We start from the raw sequence: 21,599 nt of genomic DNA on the forward strand, positions 1-21,599 counted from the left end.
GCAGTCCACGTTTCAATAAAGTCATTGCATACAGTACACAGTCAATCATGAATCGTCCTCATATCGCCAGGAATGAACATGGAATCTCAAAACAGTTTCGTCGATGCAGCTCTGCTCAAACGCGTGCCGCGGTGGAGCAAGTATCTGGAAGCCAAGCTCGGTTTTCGCAATCACTGGTATCCGGTGCGCCTCTCTCACGATATTGAAGAAGCGCAGGTGGTGTCGGCCACCGTGTGCGGTGAGGAGATCCTCCTGAAGCGGGTGGATGGCAAGGTAAAAGCGATCCGTGACCGTTGCCTGCATCGAGGGGTGAAATTCTCGGAAAAGGTGGAGTGTTACACCAAAGATACGATTACCTGCTGGTATCACGGCTTCACCTACAAGTGGGACAACGGCAAGCTCTGCGATATCTTGGCCGCGCCCGACAGCAAGGCAATCGGGCGGCGGGGGATCAAGTCCTATCCCGTGCAGGAAGCGAAGGGACTGATTTTCGTCTTCGTGGGAGACGACGACGTCAAGGTGCCGCCGCTGGCCGAGGATGTTCCGCCGACTTTTCTCGACGAGGACATGAGCATTCACGGTGCGATCTACGACGTCGATTCGAACTGGCGCGTGGGGGCAGAAAACGGCTTCGACGGTCTGCACGTCTACATCCACCGTACGGCTGAGCTGGTGTCCAATACACAGCGCTCGCTGCCCATCGGTCACCTGTCCGATTCGGCCAAGGTGGAAATCATCGATGCGCAGGGGGGGCCGAAGGGGGTCTACGACCTGTTCGCCAACCACGTGAGCGTCTGGGAAGGGAAGGTCGATGGAAAAACCGTCATCACGGGTACCAAGCGCGTGTCGGACAAACCCACGCGTACCACCGCAGCATCGATCTGGCTGCCGTGTGTACTGCGCGTAGACAACTTCCCCGACCAGGAGATCACGCAGTTTGAATGGTATGTGCCTGTGTCCGCAGACAAACACCTGTATGTGATGACCGTCGGCAAGCGGGTGTCGTCTGAAGAGGATCGTGCAGCATTCGAGCACGAATTTCAGTCCCGTTGGAAGCCGATCGGCTTCGAGGGTTTCAACGCACAGGACATCACCGCCCGTGTCGCGCTCCAGAAGTACTACAAGAACGACAGTTCCTGGCTCGACGAGATGTTGATCGAAGGCGACGCTCCGATTATCAGATGGCGCGAGCTGTGCCAGCAGCATGCGCGTGGCGTGCAAAAGCCCGAACACATGTGACCGATCGGGAGATGAATGGAATGGCCGAAAAAATTTTTCTGTGCCGAAAAAGCGAAATGGGCGACGGCTCAATGCGCCAGGTCTGTCCGCGCGGTATCGATGGCGAACTGGCCGTGTACCGGGTCAACGGCTCGATCTACGTGACTGACGATCTGTGCACGCACGGGATGGTTGCGCTGACTGGCGGCGACCTTGAGGGGACCACCGTGTATTGCCCGTTGCATGGCGGCGCCTTCGACGTTTGTACGGGGAAAGCCACGGAGAAACCCTGCACCACGCCGCTCAGGACGTACGAGGTCGTGGTCGAGAACGACGACATCTATTGTCTGTACGGAGAGTAACGGGATCCAGGTCCCAGGAGCACATCATGTTTACTAGAGAAGATAATGAGCGTCTGTGTCGGGTCGGTCCCGGCACTCCCATGGGCGAGGCCTTTCGCCGCTTCTGGATCCCGTTCCTGCTGCCCGAAGAACTGGCCGCCGACGGCGCGCCGGTGCGTGTGCGTCTGCTGGGCGAGAATCTGATCGCTTTTCGCGACACCGAGGGCAAGCTCGGTCTGCTTGACCGGTACTGCCCGCATCGGCGGGTCGACCTGTTCTTTGGGCGCAATGAGCAGTGCGGGCTGCGTTGCCCGTATCACGGTTGGAAGTTCGATACTGACGGCACAATCGTCGAAATGCCGGCCGAGCCGGAAAACTCGCAGATGCTGCAGGACACGCGCATCAAGCACTATCCGGTCATCGAGTGGGGCGGCGTGATCTGGGCGTACATGGGCGATCCGGCGCACAAACCCGCGCAACCCCCGCTGATGGAGTGGGCCACCGTGCCTTCGACGCACCGCTATATCAGCAAGCGCCTGCAGCGCACGAACTACGCCCAGGGTGTCGAGGGGGGAATCGATTCGAGCCACGTTGGCATCCTGCACAGTCTCCTGGATCCGGACAAGAAGGATCTGCCATTCCGGCAGAAGCAGGTGTCGCCGCTGTCTGCCGTGCCATACCTGGCAATGGACACGGCGCCGAAGTTCTTCGTGCGCCCTACACGCCACGGCATGACCATTGGTGCGCGGCGCAATGCGTCGGAGATCGAGTATTACTGGCGCATCACGCAGTTTCTGCTGCCGTTCTACACGATGATCGCGCCAAGCAGGAACGATGGCACGGTCATGGGGCATTCGTGGACGCCGATCGACGACTACAACTGCTGGGTGTTCACCATGACCTGGAATGGTGAGCGCCCGTTGTCCGCAGACGAGCTGGACTACGGTGCAGTGCACTCGGACACGAAGGACGATGGCAGCTACGAGCCGCTCGTTGGCGCGGCCGACGACTACGGGCTCGACCGTGAGGTGCAGCGCCTGCGCAGTACGACCGGCATTGAGGGAATCGGGATGCAGGACACCGCCGTGCAGGAGAGCATGGGGCCGATCGTCGACCGTTCGCTGGAAAACCTTGGCTCAGGCGACGCCGCGATCGTGCGCTTCCGACGCCTGCTGCTTGGCATTGCCGACGAGTTGGAAACGACGGGAGAAGTCGCAGTGGCGAAGCAGGCGGATCTGTACAAGGTGCGGTCCGCCGGGGTCGTGCTGCCGCACGGTGTGGACTTCCAGGAAGGTTCGGCTCGGTACACCGAAGTGAAATAGCAGACGCGTTCAGGCTTTCGAGCCAGTTCGTGGTTCATCATGTTTGAAGGTCAGGTACGCCGGCAGCTTTGCGTCAACGGCCGGTTACCTGATGCGGTATGACAAGGAGACTTCCTGATGTCCGACCTAATCTCGCAAATCGCCGCGCGCCTGCGGCATGCGCAACAAACGCGTGAGCCGATCGAGCCGGTGCGCGGCGAGATCGCGATTGACGACATCGAGACGGCATACGCGGTACAGCAGGCGAACGTTGATCTGCGTGTCGCGAACGGCGAGCGCATCGTCGGCCGCAAGATCGGCCTCACATCGCTCGCGGTGCAAAAACAGTTGGGCGTGGGCCAGCCCGACTTCGGCACATTGTTCGCTGGCATGGCATATGGCGATAGTCAGCCGATGCCGCTTCCGGCGCTGATCCAGCCGAAAATCGAAGCCGAGATTGCATTGGTGCTTGAGGGCGATCTCACGGACGAGAAGCATACATTTATCGACATCCTGCGCGCGAGTGCTTACGCGCTTCCCGCGATCGAAGTCGTCGACAGCCGCATCCGGGACTGGGACATCCGCTTCGTCGATACCGTGGCGGACAACGCGTCGAGCGCGTTTTTTGTGCTCGGCAGCCGGCCAGTGCCTTTGTCGCGATTGGACCTGAGCGCGTGCGCGATGACGCTGGAGTGCGGCGGTGAGGTGCTGTCCCGCGGCGCGGGCGGCGCGTGCCTTGGCAATCCGCTTAACGCAGCCGTCTGGCTTGCAGACCGCATGGTGCAGCTTGGAACTCCGCTGCGTGCGGGCGATGTCGTGATGACCGGTGCGCTTGGCCCGATGGTGGTCGTCAAGGAGGCGGGCACGTTCACTGCGCAGATCGAAGGGCTCGGCAGCGTCCGCGCGACGTTCGACGCCGGGTCATGAACCATGAACTAATGAGAGGGGGGCGCACCTGGCACCGGAAAAACGAAAGGTAGCGATTGTAGGTTCGGGGAAATATCGGCGAGGGTCTGATGATCAAGGTGATGCGCAACAGCAAACGCGTGGAAATGGGGGGGGGCGATGGCGGGTATCGCCCCGGCCCTTGAGCGCGCAGTTACGGTTGACTTGGCCAGTCGAATCCGTCGGGCAGTCAGGGGCATGGCAGTCTGCCCGACCGTTCGATGTGGCGCCCGCTGTCTTGCTTTGACGGGCGCGTCAACCGAACAACGATAGACCATAAAAGCAAAAAGCCCGCTGCGACAAGGCTTTGCGGGCTCTTGCCGGACTGCGTTGCACTGCCTTGAACCGCTTTCTGGGCAGATATGAAAAAAGCCGACGATCTTTCGATCGTCGGCTTTTTTGGAATTTTTTGGTGCCCAGAAGAGGACTCGAACCTCCACGGTGTTACCCGCTAGTACCTGAAACTAGTGCGTCTACCAATTCCGCCATCTGGGCCCCGTCAGCTCGCTTACTACCCGCTCGCTGCGAAGAAGTGAGATTATGCGTACAGTGTGCGGCGGTGTCAACACTTCTGGCGGAAAAATTTTCATTTCCCTCGTGCACCCTCAGCCTCACGCTCAAATTCCGCACAGGTAGAAGTTTTCGCGAGGTTTGCCGTATGATTGTCTCTGACCGTGCGACGCCGCTATCCGCGCTACGCACAACCACCACGGACCGTCGGGCGCATGGTGCGCCACTCGGCCGGACTCAACCGGCACAGTAACGCTACCGACCTTTGAGCAAATATCCCTATCCGATCCCGAGCCGCGAAGAAATCCTCGGTGTCCTGCGCACCGCCGACTCCGCGCTGTCTGCCAACGATATCGCCGAAGCCCTGGCCATCAAAAAGCAGGAACGCGAGGGCTTCTTCAAGCGCCTCGCCGCGATGGAACGCGATGACCAGATTCGCCTCGACCGCCGCGGCTATTATCAACTGACTCACCCTTCGAACTTCATCGCCGGTCGTGTCATCGGCCACCGCGACGGCTATGGCTTTGCCGTGCGCGACGATGACGGCGATGACCTCTTCCTCCCCAACGAGGAGATGAAGAAGGTCATGCATAACGATCGCGTCCTCCTGCGCATCGCCGGCTACGATCGCCGCGGCCGCCCGGAAGGTCACATCGTCGAAGTGGTCAGCCGTGCCAACACCCACGTCATCGGCCGCCTCCTTAACGAGAACGGCGTGATGGTTGTCGCCCCCGAAGACAAACGCATCGGTCACGACATCCTCATCCCGCCCCGCGCCCAAGGCAAAGCCAAGGTCGGGCAGGTCGTCTCCGTCGAACTCACCGATTACCCCAGCCGCTACAGCCAGCCCATCGGCCGTGTCTCGGAAGTTCTCGGCGATATCGACGACCCCGGCATGGAAATCGAGATCGCCGTACGTAAATACGGCGTTCCCCACCAGTTTTCTGCCGAAGCACTCGCGGCCGCCGGCGCTCTGCCCGACGACGTTCGCGCCCCCGATTTGCGCCACCGCATCGATCTGCGCGATGTCCCCCTCGTCACCATCGACGGCGAGGACGCCCGCGACTTCGACGATGCCGTCTACTGCGAACCCGCCAAAATAGGCCGCGCCAACGGCTTCCGTCTGATCGTTGCGATTGCCGACGTCTCGCACTACGTCACCCCCGGTGGCCCGCTCGACGCCGACGCCCTCACACGGAGCACCTCGGTCTACTTCCCGCGACGCGTCATCCCGATGCTCCCGGAAAAGCTCTCGAACGGCCTGTGCTCGCTCAACCCCGAAGTGGATCGCTGTGTCCTCGTGTGCGACGCCCTCGTCGCCCTTAACGGGGAAGTGAAGGCGTATCAGTTCTATCAGGCCGTCATTCACTCGGCCGCGCGCCTGACCTACACGGAAGTCGCTGCCGTTCTCGGCAACACCAAGGGTGCCGAGGCCCAACGCCGAGCCGCACTGCTGCCGCACCTGCAAAACCTGTACGACCTGTACAAGGTGCTGGCCAAAGCCCGCAAGTCGCGCGGCGCTATCGAGTTCGACTCGACCGAGACCTACATCGTCTGTAACGCGCAAGGCAAGATCGAACAGATCCTGCCCCGCACACGCAACGACGCCCACCGTCTCATCGAGGAGTGCATGCTCACGGCCAACGTGTGCGCTGCCGATTTCCTCAAGCGTCACAAACAGGCGGGTCTGTACCGTATTCACGCGGGCCCCTCCGGCGAGCGGCTTCAAGTGCTGCGCACGTTCCTCAAAACCCTCGGGCTCTCGCTCGGCGGCGGCGACGAGCCCGCGACGTCCGATTATGCGGAACTGATGACGCAGATCGAATCCCGTCCCGATGCGCCCATGCTTCAGACCATGCTTCTGCGCTCGATGCAGCAGGCGGTCTACAGCCCGGACAACATTGGTCACTTCGGTCTCGCCTATCCGGCCTACACGCACTTCACCAGCCCGATTCGCCGCTACCCGGACCTGCTCACGCACCGCGCCATCAAGGCAATCCTGGTGGGTAAGAAGTACGAGCCGGAGATCCCTGGCGGTGTCGAGCTGACGACCGGTCTGTCACCGCACGCGCGCAAGTTGCAGAAGGACGACGACGCGGCCAAGGCCAAGAAGCCCGCCAGCGCGAAGAAGCGCGACGCGATCTGGGACGAACTCGGCCTGCATTGCTCTGCGAACGAGCGCCGTGCCGACGAAGCCTCGCGCGATGTCGAAGCCTGGCTCAAGTGCTACTTCATGCGTGACAAGCTGGGTGAAGAATACGGTGGCACGGTCAGCGCCGTGACGTCGTTCGGCATCTTCGTGCAACTCGACGATCTGTTTATCGAAGGCCTCGTGCACGTCACGGAACTGGGCAGCGATTACTTCCAGTTCGACGAAGTCCGGCACGAACTGCGCGGCGAGCGGACCGGTATCCGCTACCGCCTCACCGACCGCGTTCGCGTGCAAGTGAGCCGCGTGGATCTGGACGCGCGCAAGATCGACTTCCGCCTAGTGCGCGAGCCGAACGCCCGCACGCTCGCCAAGACGTCAGGCCGTGTCGAACGCGGTGGCGCCCCGGTGCCGGCACCCGCCGCCGGTACGCCCGGCTTGGCCGGTTCGGCGAGTGCCGGCCCGACCATCCGGCAGTTGCCCAAGGGCGGTGCGCTGCTCAACGGCGTACAACTGGCGCCGCCGGCAGGCAAGCGTCCGGCGAAGCCGAAATCGGCGAAAGTGAAAGACGCGCGTGCCGAGCGCGGCGCAGCGCCGCCGATCAAACGCGCGGGGGGCGGCAACGCGCCCGCGAAGCGTCCGGGAGGTCCGGCGAAGAAGCAGCGTCGTTGATTCGCGCCTCGCGTTGCGGTCGATGCCGCGGGTATCGATGCGCGGCGTGTTGCGCGGTTTGCAGTAAGATGGGCGCCTTGTGCCGGTAGCAAACGGCATCTGATGCCCGCGATGGATTGCGGCGGCGGTGGCCCATGCGGGCTCCGCCGCCGTCGTGCTTTGTGCGTCGGCAGTTGCGAACGGCCGCGCGGGCACACGCTATTTTGAGGATGTGAAATGAGTCAATTGAAACTGCTGTTCGGTTTTCACGCCGTGACCGCGCGTCTGCGTCACGATGCGAGCAGCGTCGAAGAAATCTACTATGACCCGAGCCGCCGCGATCGCCGCATGACGGACTTCCTGAAGCATGTGGAGTCGGTCAAGGGCACGCCGGGTGTGAAGATCAAGGTCATTCAGGCCGACGGCAAACGTCTCGACGGCATGGCCGGATCGTCGCGCCACCAGGGCGTCGTCGCGCGAGCTCAGGAAGTGTCGCTGGCGCTCAATCTCGACGAACTGCTCGATGGCATTTCCGGGCCGCCGCTGCTACTGGTACTCGATGGCGTGACCGATCCGCACAACCTTGGCGCGTGCCTGCGCGTTGCGGACGGGGCAGGGGCACATGCGGTGATCGCACCGAAGGACCGTGCCGTCGGCCTGAACGCGACGGCGGCCAAGGTCGCCAGCGGCGCGGCCGAGACGGTGCCGTACATCATGGTGACCAATCTCTCGCGCACGCTGCGCGAATTGCAGGAGCGTGGCATCTGGGTCGTCGGCACCTCCGACGACGCGCCCGCCGACATCTACGGCACCAAGCTCACTGGGCCGATGGCGATTGTCATGGGCGCCGAAGGCGAGGGCATGCGCCGGCTGGTGCGCGAGACTTGCGACGAGTTGATGAGCATTCCGATGGCCGGCGGCTGCGAAAGCCTGAACGTCTCGGTAGCGAGTGCCGTATGCCTATATGAAGCGGTGCGCCAGCGAGCAGTGGCAGCGGCGGGCGCGAAGTAGGCGAAGCGATGCCCGGCGTGCGATCGCCGGGCAGGTTCCTGCGTCCGCTTACCGTGCAGCTTCGATCAGACCTTCGAGTTTGACGGCATCGGCGGCAAATGCGCGGATACCTTCTGCGAGCTTTTCGGTGGCCATCGCGTCGTCGTTGAGCGCGAAGCGGAACGACGGTTCGTCCGTTCTCACGCGATCGATGTTTGCGGCACGGGCGTCTTTGGCATCGAGTTGGCGGCGCACCTCGCCTTCCGTTGTGCGGAGTTGTTCTAGCAGCGCAGGGCTGATCGTCAGCAGGTCGCAGCCTGCGAGTGCCAGAATCTGCCCGGTCGAGCGGAAGCTCGCACCCATGACTTCCGTGTCGTAGCCAAAGTGCTTGTAGTAGCGGTAGATGGCGGCAACCGAGCGCACACCGGGGTCGTTTTCCCCCGCATTGTCCGCTTCCATCCAGTTCGCGCCTGCCGACTTCTTGTACCAGTCGTAGATTCGGCCGACGAACGGCGAAATCAGTCGTGCGCCTGCTTCGGCACAGGCGGCCGCTTGCACCAGCGAGAAGAGCAACGTCATGTTGCAGCGAATCTTGTCGCGCTCGAGGATCTCGGCGGCGCGAATGCCTTCCCACGTTGACGCAATCTTGATGAGCACGCGATCGCGCTCGATGCCTTGTGCTTCGTACATCGCGATGAGCTTGCGTGCGCGGGCGACCGTGCCTGCGGTATCGAACGACAGGCGTGCGTCGACTTCAGTCGACACGCGACCGGGCACGATGTCGAGAATCTCGCGTCCGAAAGCAATCAGCAGACGGTCGATGATCTCGTCGGTGGATTCGGTGCGGTGTTCGCTCACGACGCGCGTGAGAATCGGACGGTAGGCATCCTTCTGGACGGCGCCGAGAATCAGTGAGGGATTGGTGGTGGCGTCCTGGGGCTTATAGGCGTCCATCGCCTGAAAGTCGCCGGTGTCGGCCACGACGATGGTATGGCGTTTGAGCTGATCGAGCTGATTCATGAGAGCGCCCCTGCGAGAAATGCACTGCGTGACATGAAGTCCGGGATACGTCCGGGCGACGAAAAAAGGCGCGGCACGCCCGACTCCGGTAAACTTCCGACTTTACCAAACTTTGCCGGAAATCCCCATGACCCAAGACGAACTCAAGCGCCTGGTCGGCCAGGCGGCTGCCGACTATGTGAACAAGCACGTGCCCGAGGGCAGTGTGATTGGCGTGGGCACAGGGTCCACGGCCAACTGCTTTATCGACGCGCTCGCGGCTCACAAAAACCGTTATCGCGGCGCTGTTTCCAGCTCCGAAGCCAGTACTGAGCGTTTGCGCAAGTATGGCATTGAAGTGTTCGACCTCAATCAGATCGAAAGCCTGCCCGTCTACGTCGACGGTGCCGACGAGATCAATACGCTCGGTCACATGATCAAGGGCGGCGGCGGGGCGCTCACGCGCGAGAAGATCGTCGCATCGGTGGCCAAAGAATTCGTCTGCATCGTCGATGCATCGAAAGAAGTGGCCGTGCTCGGGGTTTTCCCGCTGCCGGTCGAAGTGATTCCGATGGCGCAGGCCAGCGTTGCTCGCGCACTGACTGCGCTTGGCGGCGAGCCGCAGGCGCGTGTGCGTGCCGACGGCAGCCCGTATATGACCGATAACGGCTGTGCGATTCTCGACGTCCATGGCTTGCAGATTCTGGACCCGGTGGCGTTCGAGGCGCGGGTCAACCAGATTCCGGGCGTAGTGACGGTGGGTCTTTTCGCGCAACGTGGCGCGGATATCACGTTGATGGGTACGCCGGAAGGGGTGCGTACCATCGATTACAAAAACTGATTCCGGGAGGGCAGGATGGCTGGATCGCGTCGTCTTCCCGAAACCTGGTTCCGTCGGGGCCTGTGGTTGATCGCCGTGTTGTTTGCGGCGTTCCTGATTGGTCTTGGCGGGCTCGTTGTCGACAAGCTGCCGGGGGTCGCGCCTGCGCCGACACTCGACTCGTTCGTTGATCGTGCGCAGGCTGAGCGCGCTGACGCTGCGATCAAGCAGGCGCAGACGCAACGCGAAGACGTGGAGAGTGGGCTCGAGACGGCGCGGTTGCAGCTCAAGGCGCGAAGCACGGCGTATCGCAATGCTCGTGAGTCGTTCAACGATTGGGTGGCTACGCGTACGGCGACGGCGCAGGCCAGTCAGGATGCGGAGCTTGTTTCGCGCACGCGTGCGCTCGACGTGCTGAAAGCGGCTGAACGCGATGCTCAGACGCAGGTTGACGCGTTAGAGGCGAAACAGCTTGAAGCGCAGCGGGCGGTTCAAACGGCGCGTGTGGCGCGAGAGGCGCTGAACGTGGCGGCGGGTGAACAGTTGGTGGTGGTTCAGCGTTCGCAGGAATTGAAGGTCTTCGGCATTCGATTGGCGTTAACGATGCCGTTGTTGGCGGTGGCGGGATGGCTTTTCGTGCGGCAGCGTAGGAGTACGTGGTGGCCGTTCGTGTGGGGCTTCGTCTTCTTTGCGTTGTTTGCGTTCTTTGTGGAGTTGGTGCCGTATCTGCCGGACTACGGTGGCTATGTACGTTATCTGGTCGGCATTGTCTTGACGGTGTTGATAGGGCGTTACGCGATCGTATCGTTGCAGAGATATCTGGCGAGGCAGAAGGCGGAAGAGCAGTTGCCGGACGAAGAGCGGCGCAAGACGTTGTCATATGATTTGGCGCAGGCGCGTTTGGCGAAGTCGGTGTGTCCGGGGTGTGAGCGTCCGGTGAAATTGGACGATGCTGAGCGTGACTTCTGCGTGCATTGCGGCATTTGCTTATTTGATCATTGCGGCACATGTACGACGCGAAAAAATGCGTTTGCGCATTTCTGCCACCACTGCGGTGCGCGATCGACGGGAACGAGTGTGGAGGGTAGCCAAATAAAGGCGACCTGAGAGACCTGAAGAAAGAGAAAAGGAAAGAAAAAAGGGCACACGAAGCGATTCGTGCGCCCTTTTTTGCTGCCTGGTGGGACGGGGTCGTAAGTGGAGACGGATCGGGGCCCCTTTCTGCAGCGAGTTGGGTTTATGTCTGAGAGGCGGAAAGGGGCGCCGATCCGTCTGGAGGGCGGCGTTAAGAAGGGGAGGCCGATTACTGGGAGCGATTACTCGGAGGGTGGCGGCACATACCCTTGAGCGACGTCGGCACCGTCACCGAAGAAATACTTTTCCGTTTGCTTGACGAGATACTGACGGGCGCGCGGATCGGCCATATTGAGGCGATTCTCGTTGATCAGCATGGTTTGTTGCTTGAGCCATCCGGCCCAGGCTTCTTTCGAGACGCTTTCCCAGAGGCGTTTGCCGAGTTCGCCGGGCATGGGGGGGAAATCGAGACCTTCGGCTTCTTTACCGAGCTTGATGCATTGAACCATGCGGGCCATGGGGGAACTCCTTCGTAATCTTGGTGTGGCGTGACAGGGAGGCCGTGCGCTGGCGGTCGTCTACCGGAGGGTTTGACGGGGGCGCGCATCTGGGTGATGCGCCGCGGCCGATGAACGGATATGGGGGCAGGGGGGGCGAGACTCAAGGGAAGAAAACCTTGGAAGAATCGCGCAACCTGCCGGCCTGTGGTTACAGTTTCTTGATGAGCACGAGTGAGCGGCGTTGCCAGTTGTACAGGCGGCGGCGGTCGGCGGGTAGATCGTCGACACCGGCCTTGACGAAGCCGCGCTTGAGGAACCAGTGTTCGGTGCGGGTGGTGAGCACGAACAGGCGTTCCAGGCCACGGGCGCGGGCGCGTTGCTCGATGTGTTTGAGCAGGCGTTCGCCGTCCCCTGAGCCTTGGGCTTCCGGGTCGACTGTCAGGCAGGCCATCTCGCCGATGCGTTCGGTTGGATAGGGGTAGAGTGCGGCGCAGCCGAAGAGGCGTCCATCGTGCTCGATGACCGAGAAGTGATCGATGTCGCGTTCCAGTTGGTGGCGTCCGCGTCGTACCAGTGTGCCGTCCGACTCGAGTGGTTCGATGAGTTGCAGGATACCGCCGACGTCGTCGATGGTGGCTTCGCGCAGGCTTTCCAGGTTCTCGTACGAGATCATGGTGCCCACGCCATCGTGCGAGAAGAGTTCGAGCAGCATGCTGCCGTCGAGGGCGAAGGGCACGATGTGCGCGCGGCCGACGCCTGCGCGGCAGGCGCGCGTGGCGTATTTCAGGTAGAAGGCCGAGTCGCGGTCGAGCGTGCCTTGCGACTGAAGGCGCTGGGCGTCTTCTAGCGTCAGTTCGTGTTGCAGCTCGTTGTATTCGTTCTGAACGCCGGGCGTCTCGGTGATGAAAATCAGCTTGTCGGCGCGCAGAGCGATGGCGGCTGACGACGCGACGTCTTCCATCGTCAGGTTGAACGATTGGCCAGTGGGCGAGAAGCCGAGTGGCGAGAGCAGTACGATCTTGCCGTTCGTGAGCGACAGGCGGATCGATTCGGCGTCCACCTTACGTACGACGCCCGTGTGCTGGAAGTCTACGCCGTCGACAATGCCGACCGGGCGCCCCGTGACGAAGTTGCCCGACACGACGCTGATACGCGCATTGCCCATCGGCGTGTTCGGCAGCCCTTGACTGATCGAAGCCTCGATATCCAGGCGCAGTTCACCGGCTGCTTCCTTCACCGCTTCGAGCGCGGCGGCGTCGGTAATACGCATCTGCTGGGCGAAGTGCGATTCGATATGTCGCAGGCGCATCTGCTCTTCGACCTGGGGTCGTGAGCCGTGCACCAGCACGATGTGCATGCCCATGGCACACAGCAGCGCAACATCTTGAATCAGCGAGTCGAGCCCGCCGGCGGCGACAAGCTCGCCGCCGAAGGCAACCACGAAGGTCTTGTCGCGAAACGCATGGATATAGGGGGCGACCGATCGCAGCCAGTCCACGAACTGGGCTTGGTGGGCGGTCTCGTCGTCTTGCAGAGTGGGGTCAGGTTCGGTCAGCATGGGTGTACGTGCGCAAACATGCGCAGATTATATAATGCGCGCCCATGGCAAGTGATGAACGAAATCGACAATCTCAGCCCCCGAAGCCGAAAGTGACGGCGCCGGGGCACACGCGTGCCGAATCCACGGCCACGGCGTCAACCCAGAAGGCCGCCAAGAGCGCGCCCAAACCCCCGCGTGCCGACAGCGCCCGTGGCCAGAACCCTGCGGGCGGGCGTCGTCTGACGCCCGCTGAGCGCGAAGCGCGCGACGCCGAACGTCTGGCCGCCCGGCAGGCGGCTGCCAACCGCGTCACCGAAATTAACTTCCCCGAAGCGCTGCCGGTCTCCGGCCGTCGCGAGGAGATCGCACGCGCCATCGCCGGCCATCAGGTCGTGATCGTGAGCGGCGAGACCGGCTCGGGCAAGACCACCCAGCTTCCCAAAATATGTCTGGCGCTCGGGCGCGGACTCGGCGCCGGTGGCACCGGCCTGATCGGCCACACCCAGCCGCGCCGCATCGCCGCGTCCGCCACCGCGCGCCGGATCGCCGACGAACTGAATACGCCGCTTGGCGAGATCGTCGGCTTCAAGGTGCGCTTCAACGACACCCTGTCGAGCGGCGCGTCGGTCAAATTGATGACAGACGGCATTCTGCTCGCCGAGACGCAGACCGATCCGCTGTTGCGCGCGTACGACACCATCATCATCGACGAGGCGCACGAGCGCAGTCTGAACATCGACTTCCTGCTCGGCTACATCAAGCAACTGCTGCCGCGGCGCCCTGACCTCAAGGTCATCATCACGTCGGCCACCATCGACGCGGACCGTTTCGCCCGGCATTTCGGCACAGGGGAAGGCGACGACCTGCGCCCGGCGCCCGTCATCGAGGTGAGCGGCCGCCTGTATCCCGTGGAAGTGCGCTACCGGCCGATTCAGGACGATGCGCGCATCGCCAACGCCGAAGGGCGCGAGGGCAGCCGCGCCAGCGCCCGTGACCGCGAACGCGATCTGATGGACGGCATCGTCGACGCCGTCGACGAACTGTGCCGCGAAGGCTCGGGCGACGTGCTCGTGTTCCTGCCCGGCGAGCGTGAAATCCGCGAAGCCGCCGAGGCACTGCGCAAGCACCACCCGCCGCATACCGAAATCCTGCCGCTCTTCGCACGTCTGTCGGCAACCGATCAGGAGCGCGTGTTCAAGCCCTCCAACGCGCGTCGCATCGTGCTCGCCACCAACGTGGCGGAAACGTCGCTCACCGTGCCGGGCATCCGTTATGTAGTCGATGCAGGGACCGCGCGCGTCAAACGCTATTCGTATCGCAACAAAGTCGAGCAACTGCAAATCGAGTCGATTTCGCAGGCGGCCGCCAACCAGCGGGCAGGGCGCTGCGGCCGCGTGGCCGACGGCATTTGCATTCGTCTGTATGACGAGACGGACTTTCAGTCGCGGGCGCGTTTCACCGACCCGGAAATTCTGCGCTCGTCGCTCGCCGCCGTCATTCTGCGCATGCAGTCGCTGCGGCTCGCGAAGGTCGAGGAATTCCCGTTCATCGAACCGCCGCCTGGCCGTGCCATTGCCGACGGCTATCAACTGCTGAACGAACTGGGCGCCGTCGACGATACCAACCAGCTCACGCCGCTTGGGCGCGAACTGGCGCGTCTGCCGCTCGACCCCCGTGTGGGCCGCATGATCCTCGCCGCGCGCGATCACCAGTCGCTGCGCGAAGTCCTCATCATCGCCAGCGCGCTGGCCGTGCAAGACCCGCGCGACCGGCCCATCGAGGCACAGGACGCCGCCGACAATGCCCATCGCAAGTTCGCCGACGAGAAGTCCGAATTCCTCTCTTGGCTCAAGATATGGCAGTGGTTCGACGAGGCGATCGCCCATAAGAAGTCGAACCGTCTGCTGGCGCAGGCCTGCCGCGACAACTTCCTGTCGCAGTTGCGCCTGCGCGAATGGCGCGACGTTCACAGCCAGTTGCTTACCGTCGTGCGAGAGCAGGGCTGGCGCATCAACGAATCCGAGGCGACCTACGAACAGTTGCATCTGGCGCTGCTGGCGGGCTTGCTGGGCAACATCGGCTGCAAGGCCGACGACGATCCGCACTTCCTCGGCGCGCACGGTATCAAGTTCCATATCTGGCCGGGTTCATCGCTTGTAAAGAAGGCCGGGCGATGGGTAATGGCCGGAGAGCTCGTCGAGACGAGCCGTCTTTATGCGCGGTGCATCGCGCGTATCGAACCGGAATGGATCGAGCGCGTGGGCAAGCACCTCGTGAAGACCTCGCTCTCCGACGCGCATTGGGAGAAGAAGGCCGCGCAAGTCACCGCGTACGAACGCGGCACGCTCTACGGGCTGACGATCTACGCGCGCCGCCGCATGAACTTCGGCCCGCGCGACCCGCGCCGCGCCCGTGAAATCTTCCTGCGCAGCGCGCTCGTGGAAGGCGAATGGGAGACGAAGCTGCCGTTTTTCGCCCACAACCGCAAGCTGATTGCCGATATCGAGCAGCTTGAGCACAAGTCGCGCCGCCAGGACGTGCTCGTCGACGACGAACTCATCTACGCGTTCTACGACGCCAGCGTACCCGAAGGCCTCTACGACGGCGCGAGCTTCGAACACTGGTATCGCGAGACCGCCAAGGGCACACCGAAGTTGCTGTACCTCGTGCGCGACGATCTGATGCGTCACGAGGCTGCCGGTGTCACGACGGATCTGTTCCCGAAGAAGACGATCGTCGCGGGCATCGAGATGGCGCTCACGTACCACTTCGAACCGGGCTCGCCGCGCGATGGCGTGACACTCGCCGTGCCGCTCTACGCCCTCAATCAGGTCGACGCGCGCCGCTGCGAGTGGCTGGTGCCGGGCATGCTCAAGGAAAAGGCGCATCTGCTGATGAAGTCGCTGCCGCAGAAACTGCGGCGTCATTTCGTCCCGTTGCCGGAATACGCCGCAGGCTTCCTTGATCGTGCGACGTTCGGGCAGGGGGCGCTGCTCGATGCCCTCATGGCCGACGCTCGCGAGTTGACCGGCGTCATGCTCAAGTCGAGCGACTTCAAGCTCGAAATGCTGCCGGCTCACTTGTCCATGAACTTCAAGGTCATCGACGAGCACGGGCGGCAACTCGGCATGGGGCGCAACCTTGCCCAACTGCGCGCCGAACTCGGCCAGCAGGCGCAGCGCACTTTCCAGCAATTAGCCGCGAAAAGCGGCGCGACGCCGACCGGCGGTGCGACTGTCGATGCGCAGACGCGTGGTGCGTCGGTCCCGGCAACGTCTGCGGCAGGTCGCGGTACTGGAAAGGGCGATGCAAGGGGGGATGCCAAGGGCGGGGGCAGGGCGGCAACGCAGGCCGCACAGGCGTCTGTGGCGGCCGCCGTCGAGCCGGGCCGTTACGACAACCTGACGACATGGAGCTTCGGCGAGTTGCCGGAGATGCTTGAAATTCGTCGCGGCGGTCAGACGCTGTTCGGCTACCCGGCGCTGGTCGATCGCGGCGATCACTGCGATCTCGAGGTGTTCGACGATCCGGACGAGGCGCAGCGTCAGCATCGCGCCGGTCTGCGCCGGCTCTTCGCGATCCAGTTGCGCGAGCAGGTGAAGTATCTGGAGAAGAACATCCCGGGCTTGCAGCAGATGGCGATGCAGTACATGAGTCTGGGCACGCAGGAGGAACTGCGCGAGCAGATCGTCGATCTGGCGCTCGATCGCGCGTGTCTCCAGTTGCCGTGGCCGAGCGAGAACGCGTCGTTCGTGGCACGCAAGGACGAGGGGCGAGGGCGCCTCACGCTGCTCGCGCAGGAGATCGCGCGTCTGGCCGGGCAAATTCTCACCGAGTACGCCGCGTTGCATAAGAAGCTGGCGCAAGCCAAACCGTTCGCGCAGGCGTATGCGGACATGACGGCGCAATTGCAGCGGCTGATCGGCAAGCGGTTCCTGATCGACACGCCCTACGCGCAACTGGCGCACTTCCCGCGCTACCTCAAAGCGATGGCCGGGCGCATCGACAAGCTCAAGGCCGACCCGGCGCGTGACGCGCGTGCCATGAGCGAACTCGGGCCGTTGCTGCAGAACTGGCAGCGGGCGACATCGCAACGCCGCGATCAAGGCGATGCGAGGCTCGAAGAGTTCCGCTGGCTGCTCGAGGAGCTACGTGTCTCGCTGTTCGCTCAGGAACTGCGCACGCCCATGCCGGTATCGGTCAAGCGTCTGCATAAGGTCTGGGAGGCGTTGCAACGCTGACATGGCCCAGGCAGGCGCGTCGTCCAGCGACCGGGGCGAATGCCGCGCCGGTGGGATCGTGGCGTCCGGAGCCCTCCTCGGGACGCCATTCCCGCAGGCAATCCGGCCGCCGGTTTGCGTTACATCAGGAAGTGATGAAAAAGCGTTTCGTCAGATCAAAAAAGGTGTGCCGCAGGCGCACTGACGAGGCGTTCCCGGCCTTACAATAGCGAGACTTTTTCGAAGCCTCACCTCTGCATGCTTCGTCACCGTTTCATCCACTTTTCTGCCCATTTTTTTCTCCCGAGAGACTCTGTAATGCGCAAACTTCTGATCGCTGCCAGTCTGGCTGCCTCCCTGGGGCTGGCTGCGCTTGCCGGACCGGCCAGAGCCGCCGCGCCGGTACCCGAGAATGTCGTGGTCGTGCTCAATTCGGCCGATGCCAGCGTCAGCCTCATCGACAAGGCTACGCAGAAGGTCATCCAGACGTTCCCGGTCGGGAAGGAGCCGCACCACTTGATGGCCACCCCTGACAATCAATCGCTCATCGTGGCGAATTCGGTGGGCAACAATCTGGTCTTCCTCGATCCGAAGACGGGGCAGATTCAGCGCAAGATCGAGAACATCGAAGACCCGTACCAGATCGGCTTCTCGCCCGACAAAAAGTGGTTCGTCGCCAACGCGCTGCGTCTGGATCGGGTCGACGTGTACCGCTTCGACGGCAAGAACCTGACCGTGGCGCAGCGTATCCCGCTCAAGAAAATGCCAAGCCATCTGGTCTTCACACAGGACAGCAAGACGGTGTTCATCTCGTTGCAGGAGTCGAACGAGATCGCCGCCATCGATCTGGCCACCCAGAAGGTGCTGTGGACGATGAAGGTGGGCGACAGCCCGGCCGGGGTGTGGCTTACGCCCGGCGACAAGTACCTGCTCGTGGGTATGACGGGGGCGGACTATGCTGCCGTGGTCGACTGGCGTAACCAGAAGGTCATCAAGACGATTCCGACGGGCAAGGGCGCGCACAACTTCCGCTCGCTCGCCGATGGCAAGCACGTGCTGATTTCGAACCGGGTGTCGAGCACGATCAGCATCATCGATCAGGATGCGCTCACGAACGTGGGCAACATCACCGGATTGCTGCCGGGACCGGACGACATGGAGCTTTCGGCGGACCGGAAGACCCTGTGGGTGACGTTCCGCTGGGCACGCAAGGTGGGCATCATCGATCTGGCGCAACGCAAGCTGATCAATACCATTCCGGTAGGACGCTCCCCGCACGGGATCTATTTCTACGACCGTGCGCCGGTGCTGTAACATCAAAGCATCGCCGCCAAGGCCCTACTGACCGGGCGTCCTCACGACGCCCGGCCCCGCGACATGTTCGATTCGTTGGTCGACGGTTTCTCCACCGCCTTCTCGGCGGTGCAGACCGAGATCTACATCCGCATCGTGCAGCCGGTGCTGTTTGCCACCGGAATGATGCCGTTCGCCGACGACGCCTTCGACGGTGTCCAGTTTTTCCTGATCGGCGTGATCCAGATCGTGCTCATGCTTGTGCTGCTGCGTCCGCTCGAGGCGCTCGCGCCCGCCGAACAGTGGCGCGAGCGCCGTGCCGTGCGTGTGGACGTGATCTACACGCTCGTGCACCGGCTCGGGCTCTTCAATCTGGTGTTCTTCTTCGCGTTCCGCCCGTGCTTCGACAATCTCCAGTCGTGGTTGCGTCTGGCCGGCTTCGTGAATCTGAACGTCGAGGATCTGTGGCCGCCGGTGACCGGACATGCCTTTGCGAGTTTCCTGATCTATCTGCTGATACTCGACTTCGCAGGGTATTGGTATCACCGCGGGGAACACACGTTGCGCTGGGGGTGGGCGCTGCATGCGGTGCATCACAGCCAGCGGCAGATGTCGCTCTGGACCGATAACCGCAATCATCTGCTCGACGATCTCATCAAGGCGGCGTTTTTCGCGACCCTCGCCATTCTGATCGGCGTGAGTCCGGTGCAATTCGTGCTGCTCGTGGCGGTCTCGGAATGGCTGCAGAGCCTTCAGCATGCGAATACGCGATTGCGTTTCGGCTGGCTCGGCGAGCGATTGCTCGTGAGCCCGGCATTTCACAGGCGTCACCACGCGATCGGTGCCGGCCATGAGGGCCGCCATCGCGGCTGTAACTTCGGCGTGCTGTTCCCCTGGTGGGACATGCTGCTCGGCACCGCCGACTTTTCGCACGCGGGTGTCGCCACCGGAATTCGCGACCAACTCCCGCCACCGGCGGGCCGTCTGGCCGACTATGGCGAGGGCTTCTGGGCCCAGCAATGGCTCGGTTTGCGGCGTCTGTGGGCGAGCGTGCTGCCACGCCGCCCCGGCGCTTCTGATTCCGCTTCTCGTACCGACGGCACCGACCGTACCGAATCTGCATGAACGATATTCTTCGCGCGCTTGGCCGCGCGCTCGTGAGCCTGTTGCATCCGCGCATGTTGTGGCTCACCGCAATGCCCTTCATCGTCTCCGGCCTGATCTGGGGCGCCGTGATCTGGTTCGGCTGGGAGCCGTTTACCGACTTCCTGCGCGTCTGGCTCGAGCAATGGCAATTCACCCAGTGGATCTACCGCTTCTTCGGCTATTTCGGGGTGGACAGCGTGCGCATGGCGCTTGCACCGTTCATTCTCGTGGCGCTGCTTGTCCCCCTGATCGTGGTGACGGCGTTGCTGCTGATCGCGGGATGGTCGATGCCGGCGGTCTTGCGTCACCTCTCGCGCCGCCACTTCATTCATCTGGAGGCGCGGCAGGGCGGCTCGTTCTGGGGCAGTCTCGGGCAGTCGCTCGGTGCGACGGTGGTTTTTCTCATCGCGGCACTCGTGACGCTGCCGCTGTGGCTCGTGCCGCCATTCTTCGCCATCGTGCCGCCGTTGTTGTGGGGCTGGCTGACGTATCGCGTGATGACGTACGACGCGCTGGCGTATCACGCCAGTGCCGAGGAGCGGCGCCGGATTGTACGCGAGCGGCGTTTGCCGCTGCTCGTGATCGGGGTGGCGACGGGGCTGCTCGGTTCGCTGCCGACGCTCTTGTGGGTCTCGTCCGTCATCATGATCGTGCTGTTCCCTGTCATTGCGTTGCTGGCAATCTGGCTCTACGTCGTGATCTTCGTGTTCTCGGCGCTGTGGTTCGCACACTACTGTCTGCGTGCGTTGTCGCGATTGCGCGCGGAAGAGGCCGCCCGGCATGGGCCGACGCTCGCCGTCACCGTGTTGCCCGATTCGGGCACGCCGTCGTCCGAGAGCGAAGACCTGCCGCCTGCGCTGTCGCCGCCGGTACCGCCGCTGCCGGGAACCGGACCGGGGCCATCGAACGGTTCACCGTGAAAGTGGCACAATCGCTTCACTGCGCGCTGCCGCCGGGCGGCGCCGCGCGATTCCCCCCAAGGCTCTGACGACAAGACAAAGGAAGCATCATGGCGGTAGGCATCATCATCATTGGCGACGAGATCCTCTCGGGACGTCGTCAGGACAAACATCTGCCCAAGATCATCGAGTTGCTCGCCGAGCGCGGCATGCAACTGGACTGGGCCGAGTACGTGGGCGACGATCCGGCGCGCATCACGGCCACGCTGCGCCGCAGTTTCGCCAGCGACGATATTGTTTTCGTGACCGGCGGCATTGGTGCCACCCCCGACGATCACACGCGCCAGTGCGCGGCGGCGGCGCTGGGCGTGCCGCTCGTGCTCACCCCGGAAGCCGAAGCGCTCATCATGGAGCGCATTGCCGACACCAGTCCCGATGGCCGTGCCGACATGAGCCAGCCGGACAACCGGCATCGTCTCAAAATGGGCGAGTTTCCGGAGGGTGCGCGCGTGCTGCCGAACCCATACAACAAAATTCCCGGTTTCTCCGTCGCGCAGCACCACTTCATGCCCGGTTTCCCGGTTATGGCGTGGCCGATGATGGCCTGGGTGCTCGATAGGGACTACGCAGCGCTGCATCATCTGACGAAACACGCTGAGCGATCGGTGCTGGTCTTCGGCTTGGCCGAGTCGACGCTGACGCCGCTCATGGAGGCCATCGAGGCCGAGTACCACGGCGTCAAGGTGTTCAGCCTGCCCAGCGTGGGCGACCCGCAGCGTGGAGAGATTTATGCGCGCCGCCACATCGATCTGGGCGTGAAGGGCGATCCGTCGCTGGTTGGGGCCGCTTTCGAGCGCCTGATCGCCGGGGTGGATGCGCTGGGCGGCGAGATCGTTGATCCGGCCGAGGCCGTTGTGCCGCCGGAGGGAGCGGCGCCGTCGGCGACGTGACTGGCCAGCACTGAAGCGACTGGCGCGATTGACACGACGATAGCGGCGCTTGC

At 62.9% G+C, this 21,599-nt stretch carries 16 protein-coding genes and 1 tRNA gene; 13 read left to right on the top strand and 4 right to left on the bottom strand.

The window, feature by feature from the left end:
- Nucleotides 1–78: 78 nt before the first annotated feature.
- The 4 genes from PCO31110_RS13755 to mhpD all read left to right on the top strand — a co-directional run bounded on the left by PCO31110_RS13755 (nucleotide 79) and on the right by mhpD (nucleotide 3,787).
- Nucleotides 79–1,239 (top strand): Rieske 2Fe-2S domain-containing protein, encoded by a 1,161-nt coding sequence (locus tag PCO31110_RS13755; protein WP_150690658.1) that lies wholly within the window; start codon nucleotides 79–81, stop codon nucleotides 1,237–1,239.
- Nucleotides 1,240–1,259: 20 nt separating this feature from the next.
- Nucleotides 1,260–1,580 (top strand): non-heme iron oxygenase ferredoxin subunit, encoded by a 321-nt coding sequence (locus PCO31110_RS13760; protein ID WP_281350625.1) that lies wholly within the window; start codon nucleotides 1,260–1,262, stop codon nucleotides 1,578–1,580.
- A gap of 26 nt (nucleotides 1,581–1,606) precedes the next feature.
- Complete coding sequence (locus PCO31110_RS13765) at nucleotides 1,607–2,881, top strand: Rieske 2Fe-2S domain-containing protein (RefSeq protein WP_150690659.1); 1,275 nt, start codon at nucleotides 1,607–1,609, stop codon at nucleotides 2,879–2,881.
- 117 nt (nucleotides 2,882–2,998) lie between these two features.
- Nucleotides 2,999–3,787 carry a 2-keto-4-pentenoate hydratase gene (mhpD, locus tag PCO31110_RS13770; protein WP_150690660.1) on the top strand — a complete coding sequence of 263 codons (789 nt, stop codon included), beginning with the start codon at nucleotides 2,999–3,001 and terminating at the stop codon, nucleotides 3,785–3,787.
- A 428-nt stretch (nucleotides 3,788–4,215) separates the two neighbouring features.
- On the opposite strand, the gene PCO31110_RS13775 is transcribed toward mhpD, so the two are convergent.
- Nucleotides 4,216–4,300 (bottom strand) — tRNA-Leu (locus PCO31110_RS13775).
- A gap of 280 nt (nucleotides 4,301–4,580) precedes the next feature.
- Between PCO31110_RS13775 and rnr the strand changes: the two genes are divergently transcribed.
- Nucleotides 4,581–7,136, top strand: coding sequence for a ribonuclease R (rnr, locus tag PCO31110_RS13780; protein WP_010804634.1), 2,556 nt, complete (start codon nucleotides 4,581–4,583; stop codon nucleotides 7,134–7,136).
- A gap of 216 nt (nucleotides 7,137–7,352) precedes the next feature.
- Entirely contained in the window at nucleotides 7,353–8,126 is a 774-nt protein-coding gene (gene rlmB, locus PCO31110_RS13785) for a 23S rRNA (guanosine(2251)-2'-O)-methyltransferase RlmB (protein ID WP_150690661.1), read from the top strand.
- Between the two features lie 48 nt (nucleotides 8,127–8,174).
- On the opposite strand, the gene tal is transcribed toward rlmB, so the two are convergent.
- The gene (gene tal / locus PCO31110_RS13790) at nucleotides 8,175–9,125 is read right to left on the bottom strand and encodes a transaldolase (protein ID WP_010804636.1); all 951 of its coding nucleotides are present in this window, start codon (nucleotides 9,123–9,125) and stop codon (nucleotides 8,175–8,177) included.
- A 127-nt stretch (nucleotides 9,126–9,252) separates the two neighbouring features.
- Between tal and rpiA the strand changes: the two genes are divergently transcribed.
- A complete protein-coding gene (gene rpiA / locus PCO31110_RS13795; RefSeq protein WP_150690662.1) occupies nucleotides 9,253–9,945 on the top strand; it encodes a ribose-5-phosphate isomerase RpiA in 693 nt (230 codons plus the stop codon).
- A gap of 15 nt (nucleotides 9,946–9,960) precedes the next feature.
- Nucleotides 9,961–11,031 carry a serine endopeptidase gene (locus tag PCO31110_RS13800; protein ID WP_010804638.1) on the top strand — a complete coding sequence of 357 codons (1,071 nt, stop codon included), beginning with the start codon at nucleotides 9,961–9,963 and terminating at the stop codon, nucleotides 11,029–11,031.
- A 209-nt stretch (nucleotides 11,032–11,240) separates the two neighbouring features.
- Here PCO31110_RS13800 and PCO31110_RS13805 read toward each other — a convergent pair whose 3' ends face one another.
- On the bottom strand, nucleotides 11,241–11,516 hold the full coding sequence (locus PCO31110_RS13805; RefSeq protein WP_010804639.1) for an oxidative damage protection protein: 276 nt from the start codon (nucleotides 11,514–11,516) through the stop codon (nucleotides 11,241–11,243).
- A gap of 190 nt (nucleotides 11,517–11,706) precedes the next feature.
- On the bottom strand, nucleotides 11,707–13,056 hold the full coding sequence (gene argA / locus PCO31110_RS13810; protein WP_010804640.1) for an amino-acid N-acetyltransferase: 1,350 nt from the start codon (nucleotides 13,054–13,056) through the stop codon (nucleotides 11,707–11,709).
- A gap of 44 nt (nucleotides 13,057–13,100) precedes the next feature.
- Here argA and hrpA point away from each other — a divergent pair, with 44 nt between their 5' ends.
- The 5 genes from hrpA to PCO31110_RS13835 all read left to right on the top strand — a co-directional run bounded on the left by hrpA (nucleotide 13,101) and on the right by PCO31110_RS13835 (nucleotide 21,546).
- Complete coding sequence (hrpA, locus tag PCO31110_RS13815) at nucleotides 13,101–17,279, top strand: ATP-dependent RNA helicase HrpA (RefSeq protein WP_150690663.1); 4,179 nt, start codon at nucleotides 13,101–13,103, stop codon at nucleotides 17,277–17,279.
- A gap of 297 nt (nucleotides 17,280–17,576) precedes the next feature.
- Nucleotides 17,577–18,572 carry a YVTN family beta-propeller repeat protein gene (locus tag PCO31110_RS13820; protein WP_010804642.1) on the top strand — a complete coding sequence of 332 codons (996 nt, stop codon included), beginning with the start codon at nucleotides 17,577–17,579 and terminating at the stop codon, nucleotides 18,570–18,572.
- Between the two features lie 63 nt (nucleotides 18,573–18,635).
- Nucleotides 18,636–19,676, top strand: a complete 1,041-nt coding sequence (locus PCO31110_RS13825) for a sterol desaturase family protein (RefSeq protein WP_150690664.1) — start codon at nucleotides 18,636–18,638, stop codon at nucleotides 19,674–19,676.
- Nucleotides 19,673–20,617: an EI24 domain-containing protein gene (locus PCO31110_RS13830; RefSeq protein WP_010804644.1), complete on the top strand. Its 945-nt coding sequence runs from the start codon at nucleotides 19,673–19,675 to the stop codon at nucleotides 20,615–20,617. The genes PCO31110_RS13825 and PCO31110_RS13830 overlap by 4 nt, the downstream gene beginning before the upstream one ends.
- An 89-nt stretch (nucleotides 20,618–20,706) precedes the next feature.
- The gene (locus PCO31110_RS13835; RefSeq protein ID WP_150690665.1) at nucleotides 20,707–21,546 is read left to right on the top strand and encodes a competence/damage-inducible protein A; all 840 of its coding nucleotides are present in this window, start codon (nucleotides 20,707–20,709) and stop codon (nucleotides 21,544–21,546) included.
- Nucleotides 21,547–21,599: the final 53 nt, after the last annotated feature.

The organism is Pandoraea communis, assembly GCF_902459745.1.
Lineage (GTDB): Bacteria > Pseudomonadota > Gammaproteobacteria > Burkholderiales > Burkholderiaceae > Pandoraea > Pandoraea communis.